This window comes from Candidatus Sulfotelmatobacter sp., from assembly GCA_035498555.1.
In the GTDB taxonomy this organism is placed as follows: domain Bacteria; phylum Eisenbacteria; class RBG-16-71-46; order RBG-16-71-46; family RBG-16-71-46; genus DATKAB01.
On the sequence record DATKAB010000013.1, the window covers coordinates 1 to 22,203 of the forward strand.

11 protein-coding genes and 1 riboswitch are annotated in these 22,203 nt (G+C 68.4%); of the genes, 4 read left to right on the forward strand and 7 right to left on the reverse strand.

Annotated features, from left to right (window positions below):
• The 7 genes from VMJ70_01545 to VMJ70_01575 all read right to left on the reverse strand — a co-directional run.
• The coding region (locus VMJ70_01545; GenBank protein HTO89790.1) for a kelch repeat-containing protein at positions 1–2,200 on the reverse strand (2,200 nt) is incomplete at its 3' end.
• 167 nt (positions 2,201–2,367) lie between these two features.
• Complete coding sequence (locus VMJ70_01550; GenBank protein HTO89791.1) at positions 2,368–3,660, reverse strand: pyridoxal phosphate-dependent aminotransferase; 1,293 nt, start codon at positions 3,658–3,660, stop codon at positions 2,368–2,370.
• Positions 3,657–4,544, reverse strand: a complete 888-nt coding sequence (locus VMJ70_01555; protein ID HTO89792.1) for a class I SAM-dependent methyltransferase — start codon at positions 4,542–4,544, stop codon at positions 3,657–3,659. Before VMJ70_01555 ends, VMJ70_01550 begins: the two co-directional genes overlap by 4 nt.
• Complete coding sequence (locus tag VMJ70_01560; GenBank protein ID HTO89793.1) at positions 4,541–11,140, reverse strand: glutamate synthase-related protein; 6,600 nt, start codon at positions 11,138–11,140, stop codon at positions 4,541–4,543. Before VMJ70_01560 ends, VMJ70_01555 begins: the two co-directional genes overlap by 4 nt.
• On the reverse strand, positions 11,137–13,830 hold the full coding sequence (locus tag VMJ70_01565) for an FAD-binding protein (GenBank protein ID HTO89794.1): 2,694 nt from the start codon (positions 13,828–13,830) through the stop codon (positions 11,137–11,139). Before VMJ70_01565 ends, VMJ70_01560 begins: the two co-directional genes overlap by 4 nt.
• Before the next feature lie 169 nt (positions 13,831–13,999).
• Positions 14,000–14,836 (reverse strand): rhomboid family intramembrane serine protease, encoded by an 837-nt coding sequence (locus VMJ70_01570; protein ID HTO89795.1) that lies wholly within the window; start codon positions 14,834–14,836, stop codon positions 14,000–14,002.
• A gap of 331 nt (positions 14,837–15,167) precedes the next feature.
• Positions 15,168–15,410 (reverse strand): hypothetical protein, encoded by a 243-nt coding sequence (locus tag VMJ70_01575; protein HTO89796.1) that lies wholly within the window; start codon positions 15,408–15,410, stop codon positions 15,168–15,170.
• Between the two features lie 194 nt (positions 15,411–15,604).
• On the opposite strand from VMJ70_01575, the gene VMJ70_01580 reads away from it, so the two are divergent.
• The 4 genes from VMJ70_01580 (at position 15,605) to VMJ70_01595 (ending at position 22,201) form a co-directional block, all read left to right on the forward strand.
• A complete protein-coding gene (locus VMJ70_01580; protein HTO89797.1) occupies positions 15,605–15,787 on the forward strand; it encodes a hypothetical protein in 183 nt (60 codons plus the stop codon).
• 326 nt (positions 15,788–16,113) lie between these two features.
• A complete protein-coding gene (locus tag VMJ70_01585) occupies positions 16,114–18,171 on the forward strand; it encodes a glycosyltransferase family 39 protein (GenBank protein HTO89798.1) in 2,058 nt (685 codons plus the stop codon).
• A 99-nt stretch (positions 18,172–18,270) separates the two neighbouring features.
• Positions 18,271–18,369: riboswitch (TPP riboswitch) on the forward strand.
• Between the two features lie 116 nt (positions 18,370–18,485).
• A complete protein-coding gene (locus VMJ70_01590; protein ID HTO89799.1) occupies positions 18,486–19,880 on the forward strand; it encodes a sodium:solute symporter family protein in 1,395 nt (464 codons plus the stop codon).
• Positions 19,877–22,201, forward strand: a complete 2,325-nt coding sequence (locus VMJ70_01595) for a TonB-dependent receptor (GenBank protein ID HTO89800.1) — start codon at positions 19,877–19,879, stop codon at positions 22,199–22,201. The genes VMJ70_01590 and VMJ70_01595 overlap by 4 nt, the downstream gene beginning before the upstream one ends.
• Positions 22,202–22,203 lie beyond the last annotated feature (2 nt).

A 22,203-nucleotide genomic window follows, 5' to 3' on the forward strand; every position in this document is an offset into this window, starting at 1 on the left:
GGTCGGCGCCCTCGCGCGTGGGCGCCGCCACCGCGAGCCAGCCCGAGTGATCCCGCTGGCGCTCCACGGTCAGGTCCGCCGCGCCGGCGTCGGAGAGCGACCATTGGATGCGTACCAGGCCGGCCTCAGCGTGCGCGTCCACCAGCGAAGCCTTCGCGGCCACCGGCTGATCCCAGTTGAGCGACCAGGTGTCTGAGTAGAAGACGAGGCCGTCGCGCGCCCCGCCCCCGACCACGAGCCCGAAATGGATCGGATCGTAAACCGCCACGATCGCGTCGCGGGGGAGCGGCGGGCCGCCGGTTGGCGAGAGCAGCGTCCAAGTTGGGGTACCCGACAACGAGAGCGAATAGACGTCGTTCAGAGCATCCGTTCCGCTCCAGCCCCCGAACACGACCAGCCGATCCCCGACCGGATCGAGAACGGCGGCGTGGATGATCCTTCCGGGAGGCGGAGTGCCGGCCGGAGCCAGGGTCGACCATGCCGGCGGGCTCGCGGCAAGGTCCAGCGCGTACACATCGCTACCGGGCACATTCGAATTATCGCTCCCACCCATCACCAGCGCACGCTGTCGAGTGGGATCCGAAAGCATGACGAACCCCCAGCGCCGCGAGGGTCCCGATCCGGTTGGAAAGAGCTGGTTCCACTTCAAGGCATTGGGTCCGGAAAGCGGAATTTCCCAAAGATCGCCGAGGCTCTGTCCCATGGAATCAGGGTTGTACCCGCCGAAGATCAGCATTCGATCGCGCGGCGCGTCATACACCGCTCCACCGGCGAACCGCTTGACCGGTGGCGTTCCGGTCGTGATGAGATGGTTCCAACTCGGCACGGGTCGCGGGTGGTATTCCCAGAGGTCATTGAGGAAGTCGAAATCGTACCCACTGAATAGCAGCATGCGGTCGCGGACGGGATCCCAGATGGTTCGCGCGGCGTACCGTGGCGTCGGCGGCGCGCCGCTGGGGATTACGGTCTGCCAGTTGGCCGGGCCGCCAATCAGCGGGAGCATTCGCAAGTCGTTACCGAGTTGCACCGAAGCACCGATGACCTCTTCGCCGCCAAAGCTGAGCATCGCGTGCGCGATGGGATCGTACTCGGCGGAGTAGTTCCGAACCTCGAATGGCATCGTGATCAGATGCCAGGCCGGAGGTCCGCTCAACGACAGCGCCCAGCTATCGCTTCCCTGACCAGGATCTTCGAGTCCGCCGAAGATCACCATCTGCTGGCCAACCGCGTCGTAGATGGAGGAGTGCCCATATCGTGGCGCCGGCCCGGGCGCGGGCGACAGGGGTGTCCAGGTCGGGGCACCCGCCGGCTGCAGCGCCCACACGTCCGAGCGGAGCGTGCCGTCGTTGCCGGCGAACAGCACGAGGCGGCCGTTCATCGGGTCCCAGATCATGGAAATCTCGCGCCGAGGAGGAGGCAGGGACGCGGGAGCGAGATGCGTCCAAACCGGCGTGCCGTTCAGGGTGAAGGCCCAGGTGTCGTTGCGGTAATTGTTGTTCCAGCCGCCGAACAAATAGAACGTTCCAGAAACGGGATCCACGGCCGATGCCGCGAGGCTGCGGGCGGGCGGGACATTGCTCTGCGGGAAGATCTGACTCCACGCCGGAGAGCCCGAAAACGACAGCGCCCAGGTGTCCGACAGAAAATCGGTCCCATCCCACCCACCGAATACGATCATGCGATCGTTGCTGGCGTCGTAGCCGGCCACGTGAAAGCTGCGGCCAGGAGGCGGCGTACCCGAAGGCGTCAGTTGACTCCAGCCCGGCGTGCCCGAGAGCGAGAGCGCGAACACGCTCTGGAGCTGGTTGGTGCCGTCGAACCCGCCGAATACAACCACTCGGTCACGCGCCGAGTCGTAGATGGCGGTCGGGCCGTAGCATGGATTCGGCGGGTAGCCGGTCGGAGTCAACTGCGTCCACTGGCTGGTCGCGAGATCGAGTGCCCAGACGTCATTGAGATAGGTCGGGAATCCGCCGAACACGATCAGCCGCCGGCGCAGGCTGTCGTAGCAATAGCCCGCCGCTCGACGCCCGGAGGGAAACCCGCCGGTCAGGGAGTTCCAGGTGCCGTCTGAATTGAAGAGCTGCGATCCCGCGCCGGCCATCGCGGGGCCAAGCGCAGTGAAAACCGCCGTGAACCCGATGAACAGCAGGGTCGCCTTCGTGGCGAGCCGAGGAACCACGAGCCGTGGGCGAAACATGCGGACCTCCATTCCCGATCGAAAGGGCCACGCGCCCAAGAACGCCCTCAGTCGATTTCGAGCCCTCTTGAGGAAGGATGTCGTGAAGGCTACCACCGGACCGCGTCGCAGCAATGTTACATCTGTATGGCAGTTGCGCTGTGGATTTACAAACGCGTCCAGAGTTTCTAGCCGCTGAACAGCTCCTCGAGCCGCTCCATGCCCTGAGCGATCGTGCGCGGCGAGGTGGCCCCCACCGACAGCCGCACCCAGCCGTCTTCGTTGGGAAGGGCGAACGCCTGGAACGGCACCACCGCGATGCCGGCCTCTTCGAGCAGCAGCCGGCGGATGTCCTCGTTGGTCGCGATCGAGCGGCCTCGAATCGTGACGCCAAGAGGAAAACGCGCCGAGAGATAGAGCGTCCCCTCGGGCGCCACCGCATCCACCGGCACGCCGCGCTCCTTGAGGTGCACGAAGCCGCGATAGAGCAGTTCGAGCCGCTCGCGCAGTCGGCGCTCCATCGCCGCGCGGTAGTCGCGAAACGCCTGCGCGTCCCGGAGGAACTCGGCGGTCGCCACCTGCTCGGGCTTGGGCGCCCAGGCGCCGACGTGGCCGAGCAGATCCGAGAGCCGCGCGGTCACCGCCGGATGCGCCACCGCCCAGCCAACCCTGAGCCCGGTGGCGGCGAGCGACTTGGAGATCGCGTCGATCAGCACGGTGTACGGCGCCACCTCGGGCACCAGTGCGTTCGGCGTCGCCGGGTCGGAAGAGTCGAAGGCGGTCGACCAGTAGACCTGGTCGTACATCAGGAACACCGGGCGTTGCCCGGCCGGTTCGCGCCGTTCGTTCTCGGCCACGATCAGCCGGCAGATCGAGGCCAGGGTCTCTCGCCTCATGCCGGTGCCCGTGGGATTGCTCGGCGAGCACAGCGCGATCAGACGCGCGCCCGGGAGCACCCCCGCGATCTGCTCGGGCGTCGGATGGAAACCGTTTTCGCGCCGGACCTCGAGCGGCAGGGCTCGCGCGCCGGTCAGGTAGGCGTAGTGGTTGTTGTTCCACGACGGCACCGGGAACACCGCGGTCTCGCCCGGATCCACCAGCGTGCGATAGGTCGCGTAGATCAGCGGCCGCGCGCCTCCCGCCACCACCACCGAGTCGAGCGGAACGTCGAGCTTCAGCTCGCGCGCGTAGAATTCGACGATCGCTTTGCGCAGCTCGAGAATGCCGTTCGAGGGCGGGTAGTTGGAATTGCCGCCATCCAGCGCGCGCTTGATGCCCTCGACCAGCGGCGCGGGCAGCGGGAACTCGCGCGGGTCGAAATCGCCGACGGTGAGATTCAGGATCTCCTTCCCTGCTGCCTGAGCTGCGCGCACCTCGGCGGCGATGCGCAGCACTTCGGAGCCGATCATGCCCTGCGCGAGGCGCGACAGGGAGCGATCGCTGACGCCGCTGGAGCCGCGAGCCGGGCTGGTCGAAGTCATGAGTTCGAGTTCGGGGGCGCGACCGCCGCGCCCACCTCCGCATAGACAATGCGGGCCGTGCCGCTCACGCGCAAGCCGTCGGAGCGGCCGCGGAAATAGCGCTGGTTGACGCACCGCTCGTCGCAGTCCTCGACCCGGCCAAAGCCTCTGCTCCGCAGAGTGCCTTCCAGCTCGCCGGGAACGAACGACAGGATCCACGGCTCGCCGGCCGCGCGCACGCGCGCCGCCATCAGCTCGTAGAACAAGCGGCGGATCGGGCTCAAGAGGCGCGGCGCGACCGAGTAGTCGAACGTGACCGCGCTTCCGCCCGGACGCGCGGCGATGAACGAAAGGGTCTCGTCGAACGCCGCGCGCGTGAGGTACATGGTGACGCCGAGCCAGGCGAAGAACGCGGGTGCGTCCGCGTCGAAGCCGGCCGCGCTCAATTCCGCCGGCAGCTTCTGGCGCTCGAAGTCCACGGGCACGAAGCGGACGTTGGGCGGAGTCGCGATGCCGCCCTCCCTCAGCCGCCCGCGCTTCATACGCTGGGTGGCTGGATGATCCACCTCGAACGCTCGCAGGTCGCGATGCGCTGCGCCGAGACGGTGAGCCGAGGTGTCGAGGCCCGCGCCGAGCAGCACGTACTGCCGCACGCCGCGAGCGATCGCCGCGGCGAGATGTTCCTCGGAAAAGCGGCTGCGGGCGACGAGGAACGCGCGCAGGTAGCGGGAGAGCCAGCCGCGATCGAAGCTCCGGGGATTGGCCTCGAGCTGCCCCCGGCGTTCGGCACCGATGACGCGCAGCGCCAGCGGATCCTCGAACACCAGCGGCCGATCGAGCAATTGATGCGAGGCGCGGCGCAGCGCGACGCGTGCGGCGGTGAGGCTGGCGCGATCCTGCTTCACTCCGCGACGATCTGCGCCAGCTGTGGCGCCACCACGCCCTGCTGCTGCGCCGCTTTCGCCACCTTGAGCGGGATCAGCTTCACGAACGCTTCGTCGTAGCGCCACCGCTTCCACTCGCCTTCGAGACGCAGGGTGAAATGCTCGCCCTCGAGGCGAATCGGCAGTCCGCGGCGGCGCGCCTCACGCGAGAGCAGGGGTGTCAGCTCGCGTGACCATTCGTCGAGCGTGATCTGCGACACGACGTTGCCCGAGTACTGCGCGGGATCGAGCTTCACCAGCGGATCGAACACGAACACGCGACCGGCGGCGGCGCCCGACATGAAGAACTTTCCACCGTAGGGCTTGGCGCGCAGCGCGAGCTCCCCGCGCGCGTCCGGCTTCCTCAGCCCCATCACCACGTGCAGCGAGTTGTCGCCGCCCGACATCAGGTACTCGAACGCGTATTCGTTGGGTGAGCCCCAGTGAATGGACTTGAAGCCCTGGGCCGGCGTCCGGCCGTCGGCGAGGAACACCTTGTTCTGGCCGGCGGCGGCGAAGCGAGAGCCCGAGTCCCACACGCTGAAACTCGCGCCGTGCGCGGCGTAGGCGCCGGTGTTGAGGATGTCCTGCAGCACGAACAGTTCGCCCGAATCGGCCTTCATTCCAAGATGGCTCTGACCTTGTCCATAGACCCAGATGCTCGCCCCCTCGAGCAGCGCCCCGATGAAGTCGCCGAACTCACGCCCGTACAGCTCGATCGTCACTCCGCGGGCCGCGACGCCACGCGCGTCGCCGAGATTGGTGCCCACGTAGCGCGGGCCGCCGATGAACCCGTAACCGATCAGGTTGCGCCAGCCGAGCTCGACGGCGCGCGACACGAAACGCGAAGCCGAATCGAGCCGGAACGACTCGCCCTTGAAGCCCGCGAAGTCGATCACCAGGACGTCGCGGGCGGGATCGGCCGGCGGCGCCAGGTCGTCGCGCGTGCGCAGAGTGACACGCATGTAGCGCGTGCCGCGCACCGGTTGTTGCAGCACTTCGAAGAGCGCCGGGATCTGATCGAACAGCCGATAGAGCGCGCCCTCCGGTTGCCCGCCCGCGTCTCGGCCGCCGTCGAGCAGATACTCGACGCTGGAGAGCGCCTTGGCCCCGAGACTCGCAAACGCGACGCGCTTTCTCAGCTCGGTGAGAATGCGGATCGCGGCGGCGCGCGCCGCGTCCCCCCGCTTCGCGAACTCGGGCAGCGCCTGCTCGGCCAGCATCCGCAGATCGGCGAACTCGAGCGTGGCCGCGCGCTCCAGCGTGCGCTCCACCAGCGCCGCTCCCGGCGCGGGCAACAGGTCCTCGGGGCCGAACAGCCGTCCCGCGCTCATGCCACCGGCGCCCTCGAGCAGCCGGCCGAGCTGCTGGAGGTGCTCGTTCACCACGCTCACCCAGTCGGGATTCGCCCGTTTCACGGCTTCCGCCAGGTATTCGCTCAGGTCGAGCTTTCCGCCGGCCCGATCCACCGGCACTTCCTCACCGAACCGGTTGCGCAGGTCCATCGCCCCGCTGCCCGGCGCCGTGAACGCCTCGAACACGCCGCCGAAGTCCCGCCGCGCCGGATTGCCGCCCGGGCGCATGCTGAATCGGAGGTCGGCCGCGGCGTCGCCGAGCACGCCCTGCTGGTGCAGCACGCGCAGCATCGAGTCGGCGATCTTGGCTTCGCTGCCATTGGCCACCGCGGTGACGCCTGCCGTGCCGCTCGCCCCACCCGCGGCGCGCCGGCCGGTGTCGCGGCTCACGATGATCTCGTGCGGGCGAAGGAACTTGATGTCCATGTTCTCGCGGAAGCCCACCACGCGTCGGGTGCGCGACGCGCCGTCGGCGCCGCCCGCCGGGCCGCCTGACACGCGCCGCGACTCCACGATCGTGAACTTGTAGGGGCCGGTCGGCGTGAGCTGCACGTAGTTGGTCATCAGCAGCTCGAGCTTCCTGCGGCGCGCCTCGTCCATCGCCTTCAGGTCGAGCCCGGTGATCGGCGAGATGATCTGCGAGGCTTCTTCGGTGGTGAGACCCAGCACGCGCCGGGTGAAGTCCACCAGGTAGGCGGCGTACTCGGTGTCGGTGAGCGCCTTGCGCTCGTAGATCGAGTCGCCCGCATAGAGCGCGTGGCTCTCGCCCATCGAAGGATCGGCATGCACGTAGCCGAACTCGTTGAGGAACGGCGAGGTCGAGTCCACGCCCACCTGCTCGCCGTTGTGCATGAGCAGAACGTTGTAGGCCTTGAACGGATGCGCGCCGGCCGGATTGCCGCGGCCCTCGGCGTCGATCGCGGGCGAGTTGGTCGGATAGCGATGATGCATGCCCCAGGCACAGGCGCGCAGCTCGAGGGTCTTGAGCGGACGCCCCTTGAACGTGTATTCCACGCCGCCCGCGTCGCGCACGCCCGGGTAGCTCGACCAGAACTGGTCGAAATCGAAGTACTCGGGAATGGTGTGCGTCCAGCCCGACATCTTGATGGCGCCAAGATCCTCACCGATCGACACGACGAAGCCGCGCCGCTTGGCGGCGAACTTCCCCGCCGGTGCGTCGTCGGGCCGGTGCGTGCGGTAGTAACGCGAATCCAGCAGATGCGCGAGCGCCGAGAAATATTCCTCGCGTACGTCGGCGACGAAGGCATCGAGCCGGTCGCGCGCCTCCCATCCTCCGCGCGCCTGGGGCGCGCCGCGCGCGCCGCCCGCCTCGCCGGCCGACGCCAGCGCCGCGCTCAGCGCCTCGGCGCTCAGATCGCCGTACTTGGTGCGGCGCTGCAGCCAGTGCTCGCTCGCGAGCAGCGTGGCTCCGTAGCGATGCAGCACCTCGCGCTCCAGCTCGACGAAGAACAGGTAGAAGTCGCCGGGGTTCTCGCGCAGATCGGCGTCGCGCCAGCCGCCTTCGTGTGCGTACTTGGCCCGCACCGGCACGCGAAACGCGTCGAGCTTCTCGATCACCTCGGCGCGCTTCACCTCGCGGCCGCGAACGTCGAAAAATCGGCAGCCCTCGAAGTGGCCGAGCATCTCGCGCATGGTGTCGACGCGATCGGGCCCGATGGTGTTGATGATGACGCAGGTCTTCTCGCGCAGCGGCGCGGGCGCGAAGCCCGCGAAATCGATGCCGCCGCCACGATTGTTGCCGCCGTTGAAGGACAGGCGCGCCGATTCCCAGATCGCGTGCACGTTGACCGGCTCGGTCACCGCCAGCGAGCCGACACGGCAGGAGTCGTGTTCGTCGGCCTGCGCCGGCCGCCTGGTCGCCTCGCCGTGCTCCGGCATCTCGAGCAGGTCGGTGCGGCCGCGCAACTGCCGGATGTCGCTGAAGAGTGCCTCGGCGTCCGAAACTTCCCCGTCGTCGTCGATCGCGCCGCGCTCGAGATTCAAGGCGTCGATCAGCACCGCGAGCTTCACCATGTTCAGCACGGTCCAGTTGCGGAAGCGCTGGCGCATCAGTCCGCGGTCGTTCTGCATGGTGAGTTCGGCCTTGGTGGTGATGCCACCGCGCGGACAATCCAGATGACAGTTGCCGCACTGGTTGCAACCGAACGCCACCGCCTTGCCGATGCTCGCTTCCATCAAGGCGTCGGCGCCGGCGATCAGCACCTTGAGCATGTCGACTTCGCCGCGCAGCCCGCCCGAGGCGAACAGCCGCGTGCCGCCCTTGGCCCCGAAGGGCGCGCCATTCAGATCGCGGATGCTCTGGAGCGTGCCGGTCTTCTCGAGGTCCACCTTTTCGCCAACCAGCGCATGGTGGGTGTGCAGGATGGTGCGGAAGATGTCGGGCCAGCCGACGTGCGAGGAGTCGGCGTGGTAGTTGCCCGAGCCGCCGAGACCCGAATCCACCAGCAGGTAGTCGACCACGAAGTTCGACCACATGCCGGCCGCCACGTAGCGCGTGTAATTCGAGCCGGTGATCTTGATGCCGCAGTAGTTGTGGTAGAGGAGCCACAACCACACCTCGGCCGGCATGTCCTCGATCGAGTAGATGTCGTGCTTGGGATCGGGTGACAGCGCGTCCGTGCCAACTGGAATGTTGCGCGCGCGGCTCACGGTGGGCGTGACCTTGGCGCCCGAGAGCCGCCCGCCCTTGCCGGGCTTCGCGCCCTGATTGATCTTGATCTCGACGTCGCGCACGCGCCGCAGGTCGACAGCCTGGATGCCGAAATGGCCGCTCGCCGCCTGCATGCTCTCCCACTTCCAGTCCTGGTCCGCGCTCAGTCGAATCGGCCCGCCTTCGCCCGACGAGGTCATCGACAGCCCGCTGTTGCCCTCGACGCGCGCGGTCAGGAAATCCTCCGACGCCGCACCCAGCGAGATGCTCGAGTGATTGACCGGCCCGTGCCACACCGGCTCTCGGAATCCGAAGCCGCTCAGCTGGTAGCCGGCCGGAGCACCGGCCCGCAGCGAACGGCGCAGGGTGACGGTGCCGTCCCGCGAGGCGCGCACCAGCGACAGCCCGTGGCCGCCATGACCCCGCGCCAGAAGCTCGACGCGGGTTTCGTCACCCTCGGCATCCAGCGCCGAGATCCACAGCGAGGCCCCGCTCGCCAGGGTCGATTCGAGCTCGGGCGTGGAATCGAGCGACTGATCGAATCCGCCCTCGCCATCGGCGGTGAAGCTCGCAAAGGTGACGAACGCGATCGACGAGCCAGGCTCACCCTCGATCTGCAGCGTGACCTCGGAGCCCGCCGGCACCGCGCCCGGCCGAAGGAAACCGCGCGGGACCGCCAGCGAGATGTAGTCGAGCGACGACGGGTCGCGGCGCAGTCGCGCCAGCGAGCGTTCGAGCGAGCGGCGCGACAGCTTGAGCCCGATTCCGTCCAGCGACAGCGGACCCATGTCACTCTCGATGAAGAAATCATCGGTTCGCGGGAGCTGCCCCGCCGCCATCTTGTAGATCACCTCGAGATGATCGGCGCCCAGATTGCGATTGGAATTCTCGAGATGGTAGTTCGCGTTCCGGTGCGCCAGGATGCGCGCCGCATGCACCAGTGGCAGCTCGGGCGTCAGCTCGCGGAGCAACGACGTCACCTTGAAGCGCTCGCGGACGCCGGCCGGCACCGGCTCCGCGGCGATGCGCTTCGCGTTCAGGTCCGCGTTCAGCGCCCCGAACTCGCGCGTCGCGAGGCGGTCCACCTCGCGCACCCATTCCTCGGTCATGGTGATGGCCATGGTGTTGCCCGAGGTCTTCTGGATGTCGTCGATGCCCATGCACGACAGAAAGTCGAGGATCGAGTGCTGCCAGCAGGTCAGGGTATTGACCGCCTGATCGCGCAGCTCGTCGGGCGGGCGCGTGGCCAGAGTACGGAGCGCCGCCTTCGGGTCCGCGCCGTGATAGGCGTCGATCAGCTCGGGGCAGAGCGCGAGACCGGCGAGGTGCGTCATCGAGCCGCCGTTGGCGCCGAGCAAGACGGATTCGTAGACGGTCGCCGCCGAGGACTGCGTGTCGGTGTTGCCGCCGGCGCTGATCAACTGCACACGCGCGCGCAGGAAGCGCGCCTTGAGGAAGGCGTCCACGCGGGGCGTGAGCCGGTAGGACTTCTCGGGGCCCGAGTGATAGTGAATGGCCGCGACGCCGTCCTGGCGCGCCGCGGTCTCGATCGCGTGCCAGAAGGCCGCCGGGTCGCCGCCGATCGGCAGATAGACCGAGATCAGCAGCCTGGGATTGATGCCGAGCACGCGCTCGACGTCGCCCGCCAGATCGCCGCTCCACTCCAGCTCGACGATGCGCGACCGGCGCAGCGCCTCGCGCAGCGTGTCGAAGCGCTCGCCTTCGCCGTCCAGCCACTGCACCATGTCGGCCGGAATGCGCAACATCAGGTGTTCGCCGAATTCGGAGAGCGCAGCGATGTGATCGAGATAGCGCTCGGCCTCGACGATCAGGAGCGTCCGGGTATGAAGGTCCTCGCCGGGATCGGCGGCCTCGATCGCCTGAAGGTAGGCGCGCTCCATGGTCTCGCCGTCGCTCCACGGCAGCGGCCCCACCAGCATCGGCATGTCGAGATGGATCGAGGTCAGAGTGCTCTGCTCGACACCGCCGGCGGTGCGGAACAGCACCGCCGGGTGTTTGCGCACGATGTCCCACGCGGTCGAGAACTCCTCCCGCAGGCCGTCATTCGCCGGATGCGTGATCGCGGCGTGCGAGAAGTACGAGCGCCAGAAGCCGTAGTGCCAGGCCGCACCGAGGGTCAGCGGCTCGTGCCGGTAACGCTCCTTCAGCAGCTTGTCGAGGTCGAACGAGCTGATCTCGAGCTGCGGGATCTCGCGCGATACCCGTGAATAGCGGCTGAGGAACAGCCGGCCCCGCTTCCCGCGGCCGGTCATCCAGAATCGTGCCTCGTCGATTCCCGCGCGCTCGAGCAGGAACGACAGCAGCCGGCGCTTGCGCTCGCGGTCCGCGACGCGCGGATGGTCGGGATCCACCACCAGCGACAGCAGGTCCTCCCACAGCCCGAGCTGATCCCGGAACGCGTGCGCTTCGGCGGCCGCGTCCCGACGTTGCCGCTCGAAATCGGGCGTCGACTTGAACGCGCCATCGCCGTTGGTGTCGGCGCCACCGGTGCTGGTCAGCTCGTCACGCAACCGTTCGATGCCGATGCTCACTTTGCCGCTCCCCTTTCGAACTCCTCGAGCGCGATGAACCAGTCGCGGGTCGGCGCCTCCATCACGCGCAGCGTCTGGCCGCCGTTCGCCTGATTGGCCGGGCACACCTCGACGCACGTGCCGCAGCCCACGCAGCGTTCCTGCGCGGTGGTGATCCAGCGCGGGTCGGCGCCCTCGTACTCGCGATTGGCCTGGGTCGGGCAGACCGCCACGCACGCGCCGCAATGAATGCAGGTGGCGGCCGGGCCGGCGTCGTTCTCGGCGCGCATCAACATGTAGCGCGCCACCCCCGGCAGCGAGGCGGGCGCGCGCTTCACGTAGCCTCCCGGACGAACGTCGAGGAAGTCGCGGAGATAGTGCGACGAACTGCGCACCGCGGCGACGATCGCGGTGTGGCGCTCCTTGTCGGGCGGGCGCCGGTCGTCCGAGAGCGTCTGCAGCTGCTCGTAGAGCGGCAGATGCGGGATGCCGGCCTGGCAGACTTCCTCGCAGTTGCCACAGCGCATGCAGAGATCGAGCAGGACGCTGCCGATCGGTGACACGCCCTTGCCGGCGTACGCCCCCTCGCCGACGTGCGTGAGCATCTGCGGCAGGCGGATCTTCGATTCGTTGAAGATCGGGCAGACGCTGTTGCACTCACCGCAATTCACGCAGTTGAGTGCGCGCGCCGCGGCCACCTGAGTCACCGCCATGACGTGGCCGTCGGCTTCCATCAGCCCGCCAGTGGCCGAGCTGGCGGCGAATTTCGCTCCGACCTTCGCCGGCTCCCCGCGACCACGCGCCGGACCCGGGAATCCGCTCAAGATCGCGCGCGCGATCCGCACCAACGGCGAAAGAATGGTCGAGCCATAGACACGGCTCAGCAACCCCACCCCGGGCGCGAACGTCGCCTGCACCAGGCCTCCGAGCGGGCCGTGCAGCCGGAATCGCAGCAGCACGCCGCGGTTGACCAGATCGGCCGAATCCACGCCGCGCTTGACGCGCGCGAGGCGCGACACCTCTTTGCCGCCGAACCGCTTCCGTGCCCACGCCGACTGCCACCGCCCGAGCACGTACGGCCGCCCGCGATGCGAACGCATCGCCAGGTCCACCAGCGCCGGCGCGATCATGAGGTCGACCGCGAAGGATCCGCGCCGGTGGTCGGTGAGGTAGCCGGCGATCACCAGCGCGGTGCCGTCGGCGAGCACGTAGACCTCGGCGTCGAGATCGTTACCGGCGTTGCTCGCCAGTCGCGCCGCCTTTGGAATGAAACGCACCACCTGATCGAGCGGCAGCACGATCTCGGCCGCGAGCATGCCGGGTCCCAGACGCTTGATCTGCTGCGGTCGGAAGCGTTCGGCGGCGAAGCGCACGCTCTCCTTCTCGAGCGCGCGCGGCGATCCCGGCATCTCGCCGATCGCCGTGGCAAACACGCGCGCCGCGTCGAGATCGAAGAAGTCCACGAAGAGATAGCTTCCGGCCTGAGCGCTGTCGGCGCCGGTCGCGGCGCCCAGCTCGTTCGGACTGGCGATGCGCCTCCAGGGCAGCGTGGCACCGTCGCTCAGCCTGGAGCCGCGCTGGCGCCAGTCGCGGCTGTCCTCGTCCTTCCACACCTCGCGCAGGTGATGGAGGTGCGAAGCCGACATCGCCTTCACGTTGGCCGGGGCGCCAAACCGCGTCCCCGACACGCCCGCCACCCAGCGTGCGGCCTCGAACGCGCCCATCGGCAGCGGAAATGCGATGAGAAACGCGCCGATCTCGGGTCGCGGCTCCACCGACACCGTCAGGTGCGTGAGCATCCCGAACACGCCTTCGCTGCCGGCGAGATCCGCCAGCGTGATCGGCTCGAGCCCGTGCGCGGAGAACCAGCCGGCGCTCTCCTCCTTCGAGAGCGTGTGCCGGTGGTGGCCTTCGCCGGGCACGTCGAGCCGGCCGTCGTCGTGGAAGCGAAGGTGCTCGCCGCCCGGCAGCACCAGGTCGGCGGAGCGGACCGAATCGAGCGCGCGCCCGCGGCCGAACGCGTTCATGCCGATGCCGCCGGTCACGAACCAGCCGGCCAGCGTGCCGCCGAGATTCGACGGATAGGCGCGCAGCGCGAGCCCGCGCTCGCCCAGCTTCTGGTGCAGCGTGCGGAGCCGCGTTCCCGCGCCCACCACCGCCACGCCGTTGCCGGCCTCGATGTCGATCGAGTCGAGACGCGAAAGATCGAGCGTCAGTCCGCCATCGTTCGGCACCGCGCCGCCCATTGCCGTGGAGGCCGCGCCGCGGAGCGTCACCGGCACCTGGTTCAGCCGCGCCCAGCGCAGCGAGGCCGCGGCCTCGGCGACCGAGACCGGCTGGAAGATCAGATCCGGAATTGCCCGGGTGAGCGTGCGCGTGAACAGTTTGCCCAGGTAGACGTTCTGGTCGCGGTCCGCTTCCTCGCGAACGAATGCCTCGGTGACCAGGCGCTCGGCCAGCGTGGCGGCGCGCGCGCCGCTCCGCGCGGCCGGGCTGTCGTCGGCGATGTTCTCGAGCGCCGCGAACAACGACTGCGCCAGCTCGCGGGTACGCGCGGGAGCCTCGCGCTGATCGAGCGCGCGCCCGTCATCCAGGAACGCGTTGAGGTCGGAGACCGCTGCCCGGATGATGCCGCTGCGCTGGTCGGGGCTCAGCCGAACGAAGGATTCGAGCGGCTGCTTGATTCGGCTCTGGAGTATGGAGTCGGTCATCCCGGGAGGTTGGGGACGGCGCGAACCGCCGGACCGCCTCTCGGGGACGATCCCGTGCGGATTTCACCGGCGCTTGGCGCCCGCGAACCACGCGACTATAGCAGAGGCCTTTGCCGCGGGGGTACCTGCCGCTGGCCGGTCCGGCGCCGCCGGACCGCGAGAGAGGCCTTTACTGGCTCAGCAGCAGCGTGGTCACTTTGACGAACGAGAGCGCGACACCGATGGCAGTGAGCGCGAGCAGGGCGAGCGCCAGCACCTGCACCGCAGGCGTTTCGCGCTTTTCGCCGAGCGGCTTCATGATCTGCGCGCAGATCCATCCGCCCGCGAAGCCGCCGGCGTGGGCGAAGTTGTTGACGCCCTGCATGAGGAATCCGAACACGAACAGGATGATCGCCCACTGCCAGAGTTGCGCCCTCATCACCGAGGCGCCGGCGTGGCGCGAGTAGACGATGAGCGCGGCCAGCAGGCCGAAGATGCTGCCCGAGGCGCCGATGGTCGGACTGCCGGTGACCAGGTTGGAGACCAGGAATCCGGCCGCGCCGGCGATGCTGAAGATCACGAACGCGCGCGCCGGCCCGTAGACCTGGCTCACCACCGGGCCGAGATTTCGCACCCACATCATGTTGAAGAAGATGTGGAGCAGCGAGCCGTGCAGGTAGATCGCGGTGAGCAGCGTCCACCACCAGCCGGCGCGCCACGCCACGCCCCCGGTCATGCCGAGCTGGAACAGGGCGCGGGTGCTCGGCGCCAGCAGGTTGAACAGGTTGAATCCGTTGGCGAACACCGCGCGCGGGTCGAGCGCCAGCGAAGTCGCGTAGAGCGCCACGCAGGCCGTCACGATCACCGAGATCAGGTCGATGTGATGGGCGGCGAAGAACCGCTGCAGCTTGGGCGCCGCGCCGAACATGCCGGGCCGCCACGCGCCGCAGAACGGGCAGCGTTCCTCCGACACCCCGATCAATCGGCCGCACTGCGGGCAGAGCATCGAGCCTTCGGCGGGTGACATGGCGCGCAGCATAAGCGAGGCGATGCGTCGAGGCGAGATGCGGGCGCGCGCCTCGACACTCGATCGCTCGGCTGGGGTCTTGACGCTCGTGAGTGAGACGCGGATGCTCGCGCCGTGAAGACTCGCCGCCGCAAACGAAACGCCGCGCCGGGTGCCCCATCCGCCGCCGTTCGCGCCCGGCGCTGCTCGCCGCGATCGTCGGGCTCGGCGTGGTGCTCCGCTCGACGCTGCCGCCGGTGCGAATGTTCACGCCCGATGAGCAGACCTACGCGACGCTGGCGGCCAGCTTCGCCTCGGCGGGATTCTCGCGCCACCCGCAGGTGATGCGCGACTACCGCGCCGATCCCGAATTGAGCGAGCTTCCACCGCCGACGCGTGCCGGATACTTCGCGCTGGCGGCCGCCGCAATGCGCGCGACCGGGCAGAGCTCGCCGCTGACGCTGGCGCTGCTTTCGACGCTCGCCAGCATATTGATCCTCGCGCTGGCGGCATTCGCGACCTGGCGATGGTTCGGGGCGGGCGCGGCAGTGGTCGCCGCGCTGCTGCTCGCGGTCTCGCCACTCGACCTCGCCATCGCGCGGCGCGGCTGGCAGGACGACGTGCTGGCGCTGTTCGCGATCGCGATGCTGATCGCGCTGCTGGCGCGCGGAGCGAGCGCTCGCGGTCTGGACCGGAGGCTTCGCGCTGGCGAGTGCCCTCTACCCGGTCAAGAATCTCCGCTTCCTGAGCCCGATCTACGCGCCTGCCGCGATGCTCGGGGGAATCCTCGTGGCCACGATGCTTCGCGTGGCGCGTGTCAGGCTGTCGTCCGGCGGATATCGCGTCGCCCTGATCGCCAGCGCTGTCGCGCTGATGCTCGTCGCGACGCTCGATCTCCGGCGCTTCTTCGAGCTGTTCGTCCTCCGCTCGATCCCCGATCTCGCGACACCGTGGTTCACGGCGGCGCGCTGATCGCGCAACACGGTCACGAGGGGTGTACCAGGGATCACGAGGCGCTGGGCGCGCGTGCCACTCGAGATGCGCGTAGCAGGGATGCTGCGGCCGGCGCCCAGCGCAGGACTGGCAGATCCTTGCGTGGGGGTCGTCCGCTGATCAGGCTAGGTCCCGGCGCGTGGCGCGGCCAGTCAAGACTGTCGGCGGAGTGCCGAACGCGCCCGAAGTTGTACGCGATCAAACCGGCAACAATGGCCGGTGGTGCGTGGAGGTTTCCCACAGCGCGATGCGAACGCCACGATCTGCCATGATCACACCGAGTTGAACGCGAGCCCCCGACCGTCATGACCACTCCGAGATGGTGGCGCTGGTACTTGAGCGGCCTGTTCGCGGCGGCGCTCGGCTGGCGGCTCGTGACGCTCTGGCGGCTGTCGCAGGGCCCTCTGCTGCGGCTGATCCGTGATGATTCCCGGGTCTACTGGAACTGGGCCACCGAGATCCGTGCCGGGCAGTGGCTCCCGACCCGGCCGTTCTTCTTCGGGCCTCTCTATCCGTATTTCCTGGCATTCCTGCGCACCATCGGGGGCGATCAGGCCATGCCCGTGTTCGTGTTTCAGGGCGTGATGGGAGCGATCGCCGTGGCCCTGCTCGCCGACGCGGGCCGACGCGTCTCCTCACCCATCGCCGGCGCGATCGTCGGGATCTTCCTCGCCGGTTACTCGATGTCGGTGTTCTTCGAGAACATGATCCTCGGCGAGAGCCTGCTCTTTCTGCTCGGCAGCGTGGCGCTCTGGCTGATGGTTCGAGACCACGGGCGCCCCGCCTGGTTGATGGGCCTGCTCGTCGCGTTGATGTCGTTGGGGCGTCCGACCTTCATGCTGCTTCTGATTCCGCTCGCCGTGCTGATCTGGAAGACGCGCCCGGTGCAACCGCTTCCTTCGCTCGCGGCGCTCGTGGCTGCGCCGCTGATCGCGATTCTCGCCACCGGCTTCTACCACCAGCGCGTGATCGGCGCGTTCATTCCGCTCACCTACAGCGGCGGTTACAACCTCTACATCGGCAACGGCCCGCAGGCGACCGGCGCGTTCCAGATGTTCAGCGATGCCTCGGCGACGGTGTCGGGCGGCGACACGCAGTCCGACGCGCTCGCCGCCTGGGACGGACGCGCGTACCTCTCGCATTCCGCGCGGCGCGAACTCGGGCCCGCGGCAAGCTCGCGCTACTGGCGCGACCTGGCGCTCGACCACATGAAGTCGGACCCGATCAGCGCCGCCCGCCTGCTTCTCGGCAAGATCGCCTTGCTCTTCAATCATCGTGAAATCCCACAGTTCATGGACCCCCGCGTTTCCGAGCGCGTCGCCGGGCCGCTGGGGTGGCCGCTGTCGCTCGAGTTCGCCTTCATCGCGATCCTGGGGCTGGCGGCCATCCCGCTCGCGTGGTCGCGCGGGCCGGAAGCACGAGCGGCCATCGGATACCTCACCTTGCTGGTGCTGGGGATTGCGGTCTTCTTCGTCGTGGACCGCTACCGGATTCATCTCGTGCCTCCGCTTGCCGTGCTGAGCGCGATGTCGATCGCGGCGCTCGCGGGGTGGAAGACGATTCCCCGCCGGCGGCAGCTGGTCATGATCGCGATCGCGGTCGCTGCCGGCGCGCTGGCGTTCGCGCCGCTGTTCGGCTCCACTCCGACCATCGACGAGTGGAACGACTCCGTCACGCTCGGTGACGCGTGGCTCACGGCCGGCGACGCGCAGAAGGCAATTCCGTGGTTCGAGCGCGCGGCCGCACTCGACCGCTCCGGCGCGCTCGCCGACACTTCTTCCCTGCCGATTCGACTCGCGCGCGCGGCGTTCTATCAGAGTTTCGCGATCGCCGAGTCCCGCGCGGGTCACGATCGCGAGGCGCTGGCCGCCTTGACCACCGCCGTACGCCTCGCGCCCGAGTCCCGACCGCTGCGCGCCCGCTACGCCGAGCAGCTCGTACTTTGCGGCGAGCTGGACCGCGCGCGCGACGAATACCGGGCCGCCGGCGTTTCGGGACGCGCCGCCGCGGATCCGTTGCTCGAGGAGGCGGCGCGCCAGGACCGGCTCGGGCATGCCAAGACCACTCGTGACTGCCTCGAGGTCGCGATCACGCTCGATCCCGGCAACGAACCCGCGACCGTCGCCCTGGTGCGTACTCACATCGTGGCCAACGAGCTCGAGGCGGCGCGCGACCTGCTGCGTGCCGGCGTCGCCGCAGGGCTCGACGCCAACGTCGCGCGCGCTCACCAGGCGTGGATCGCGCAAGCCGCGGGTGACACGGCGGCGGCGCGACGGATGATCGCGGCGATTCCGGAGTCGGTGCGCGTCTTCGATCCGCGCGTCGCCGGAACGCTGGCGCTCGCTTCGGCGCGACGGAAGTGAGCGCCAGGCGCCCGGCGAGAATCGCGCTTGCTTTCCCTCTCCCATTGCCGCATCTTTGCGCCCGTCCGCGCCCGGGCACCGACCGAAGGTTGGTCGGGCGCGCGTCGTTAGGGGTGGCCGGAGAAATCCCGGCCTGAGAGCACACCCTTCGAACCTGAACTGGTTGATACCAGCGTAGGGAAACGGCGAAGACAAGCGAGCTCTCCGGTTGCCTTCCAGCCGTCCCTCACGCGGGCGGCTTTTTCGTTTCGCCGCGCGCGGCCACACGCCGCGCGACGTCGCGAGACCTCGATCCGCCCGCAGGGGATGCGCGCATGTTCAGCCACAGTCCACTCGACTGGGGACTGGTCGCACTCTATTTCGCGTTTCTGGCGGCGGTCTGGCTGCGCCTGTTCGGCACCAGCAAGACGCCGCTCGAGTATCTGCTCGCGGGCCGCCGCGTCACGCTGCCGGCGTTCGTGGCCACGCTGGTCGTCACCTGGTACGGTGGCATCCTCGGCGTCGGCGAGTATTCGTACCGCTACGGGCTCGCCAACTGGGTGGTATTCGGCGTGCCCTACTACATCGGCGCGTTGCTGTTCGCGCTGTTGTTCGCGCGCCGGGCGCGCGAGGCCGCGCTGACCACCCTGCCCGATCTGCTGCTCAAGAGCTATGGGCGCGGCCCGGCCCTGATCGGCGCGACCGCCGTGTTCATCATCTCGGCGCCGGCCGCCTATGTGTTGATGCTCGGCACCTTGTTCGCCGCGATGTTCGGGCTGCCCCTGGTGCCGTGCATCGTCGCCTCGTCGCTGCTCTCGGTCTTCTACATCCATCGCGGCGGCCTGCGAAGCGTGGTCTTCACCGACCAGGTGCAGTTCGTGCTGATGTACCTCGGCTTCATCATCCTGCTCGCGGTGCTGGTGGCGAAGCAGGGCGGCCTGCCATTCCTCGAGCAGCGCCTGCCGCCCGAGCTGTTCACCTGGCGCGGGGGCAATCCCCCCGGCGCGATCCTGGTCTGGTACTTCATCGCGCTCTCGGCGCTGGTGGATCCGGGCTTCTGGCAGCGCGCCTACGCCGCGCGCGATCCCGAGATCGCGAAGCAGGGCGTGCTGTGGTCGATCGTATGCTGGGCGATCTTCGACTTCCTCACCACCGCATGCGGGATGTACGCGCGCGCCCTGCTGCCGAATCTGGCGCAGCCGGTCTATGCGTTTCCCGAGATCGCCAACCTCACGCTGCCGCCGTTCGCGCTCGGCCTCTTCTACCTGGCGATGATCGCCACGGTGATGAGCACCATCGATTCCTACGGCTTCATCGCCGCCACCACCATTGGCCGCGACGTGATCTGGCGGTTGCAGCGCGGTGCGGACGAGGCGAAGGCGGTTTCGTATTCGAGATGGGGGCTGTGGATCGCGGCACTGTTCGCCACCGTGCTGGCGATCGCCAGGCAGAGCGTCATCGACCTGTGGCACGACCTGGGCTCGATCACCACGCCGGCGCTGCTGCTCCCGGTCGGCACTGCGCTGCTCGGGCGCGGCCGTCTTGGCCACCACTGGACCACCGCCGCCATGGCGATTCCATTCTTGGTCTCATTCGGCTGGATCGTGGCCCGCATGCTTGACGTACGCGGGCGCAATCCCTTTTCCATCGAACCCATCTACGCCGGGCTCGGCGCCTCGCTGCTGATCTATGCGGCGGGCCACGCGCTCCAGCGAGGAGACCACTCGTGAATTTCGGTGCGCGCTACTGCGTCGCCCTGTTCGCGGCAACACTGCTCATCCCGACGCCCGCCAACGCCGCCGCACCCGCCGACTCGGCCGCCGCCGACACCTTTTCCCGCGTGGTGACGTTGCCGGTGACCGAGGTGAGCACCACGCGATTCACCTCGACTTCGCCAATCGCCAGAACCACCCTGGATCGCAGGGAGGTTCTGTCGCGCACCTGGGGCCAGGACACGCCCATGGCGATCGCCTCGATGCCCGACGCCTACGCCTACTCCGACGCGGGAAACGGAGTGGGCTACTCGTATCTCTCGATCCGCGGATTTCCGCAGCGGCGAATCAGCGTGTTGATCGACGGCGTGCCGCTCAACGACCCCGAGTCGCACGAGGTTTACTGGATCGATCATCCCGACCTGCTGGCCTCGACCGCCGAGGTCACCATGCAGCGCGGCGTCGGCGCGGCGCTCTACGGCGCGGCGGCGGTGGGCGGTAGCGTCAACCTGACGACCTCCCCGTTCACGCATGCTCCCGAGCAGCGCCTCACCGTGGACTACGGCTCGTTCGAGACCAAGCGCCTCACCTTCGAGGGCAACTCCGGCGATCTCGACGGCGGCTGGAACCTCTACGGGCGATACTCGCGCATCAGCAGCTTCGGCTACCGCGATCAATCGTGGTCGAAGCTGTGGTCGTATCTGCTGGCGGCGAGAAAGCTGGTGGGCCGCCAATCCTTCCAGGTGAACCTGTTCGGCGGGCCGGAAGAGACTCACCTGGCCTACTACGGTCTGTCGCCCGAGGCCATGGCCGAGGACCGGCGTTTCAATCCGCTCACCTTCCCCGACGAGCGCGATCATTTCTTCGAGCCGCACTACGTCCTGCTGCACAACTGGGCGCCGAGCGAGCGCCTTTCGATCAGCAACACCGTCTTCTATTTCGACGGCAAGGGCTACTACGATGAGCAGCGCTTCGAGGAGCCCCTGGCCAGCTATCGCCTGGCGAGCTGGACCACGACCGACTCGACGCTGGCGCCGCGCGACTACTATCAGCAGGACGCCAGCGGCGCGCTCACCCAGGACGTCAACGGCAAGTTCACCATCATCAGCACCGACGTGGTGCGCCGGCGCACGATCGTGGATCAGCACTACGGCTGGCTGCCCAGGGCCTCGTGGCAGCAGCCCCACGGCACGCTGATCGTGGGCGGCGAGATGCGCTGGCACGACGGACATCACTACGGCGCGATTCAGAGCGGCTCGAACTTGCCGCCCGGGACGGGGCCCAACCCGCTCTACTACGACTTCCATCCGCGCACGTTTTCGGGCGGGATCTTCGCGCGCGAGGAATGGAATCCGTCGGCCGCGTTCAGCGTCACCGCCGACGCGGCCTGGCGGTACCAGTCCTACGACATGCGCGGCGACAACTTCGACGGCGTCAACTTCATCCAGAGCTATGATTTCTTCCTGCCGCGCCTGGGGCTGGCCTGGCAGCCGGGCAAACGCGCGGTCGCCCTGTTCGCGTCGTGGGCGCAGACCTCGCGCGAGCCCGCGCTCCAGAATCTCTACGATGGAGAGGACTATCCGAGCGCGCCGCTGTTCGCGCACCAGGATCCCGCCACCCATACCTGGACCGACCCGCTGATCCGCCCGGAGCGCGTCAACGACTTCGAGGCTGGCGCGGCCTGGTCGGGCGGCTCTTCACGGGCGCCCGGCGGCGCCAGCGGCCCGGCGGCCGCGCTCACCGTGAATCTCTTCCGCATGGACTTCCGCGACGAGCTGGTGGACGCCGGTCAGTTCAACACCGATCTCGGAGTGCCGGAGGTGGCCAATGCCGCGCGCTCGCTGCACGAAGGGGTGGAGCTGGCGGGAATGGCGGCGCGCTCGCTCGGCCGGACGTCGCGCGCGGTGCTCAACGGCAACGCCACCTTCAGTGACAACCATTTCATCGATTACGTGGAGTATGACGATCTCGGGAACCCGTCCACCTTCAACGGCAACACCATCGGCCTGTTCCCCGATCTGCTCGTCAACCTCGAGCTGAGGGTCGAATCCACCCGCGGCTGGCTGGCGGCGGCGACGCACAGCGCCGGGCGCATGTACATGGACAACTCGCAGGAAAACTCGCGCAGCATCGACCCGCACACGGTGCTCGATCTGTCGGGCGGAACCGGATTCCGTCTCGGCGCCTCCCGCCTCGATCTCACGGTGCGACTGCTCAACGCCACCAATCTGTTCTACGACGCGAGCGGCTACGGGTACACGTATCTGGGCGTCCGCTACGCCGAGTACATTCCGGCCGCGACGCGAAATTACATGGCGCAGGTGAGCATGAGGTTCTGAGC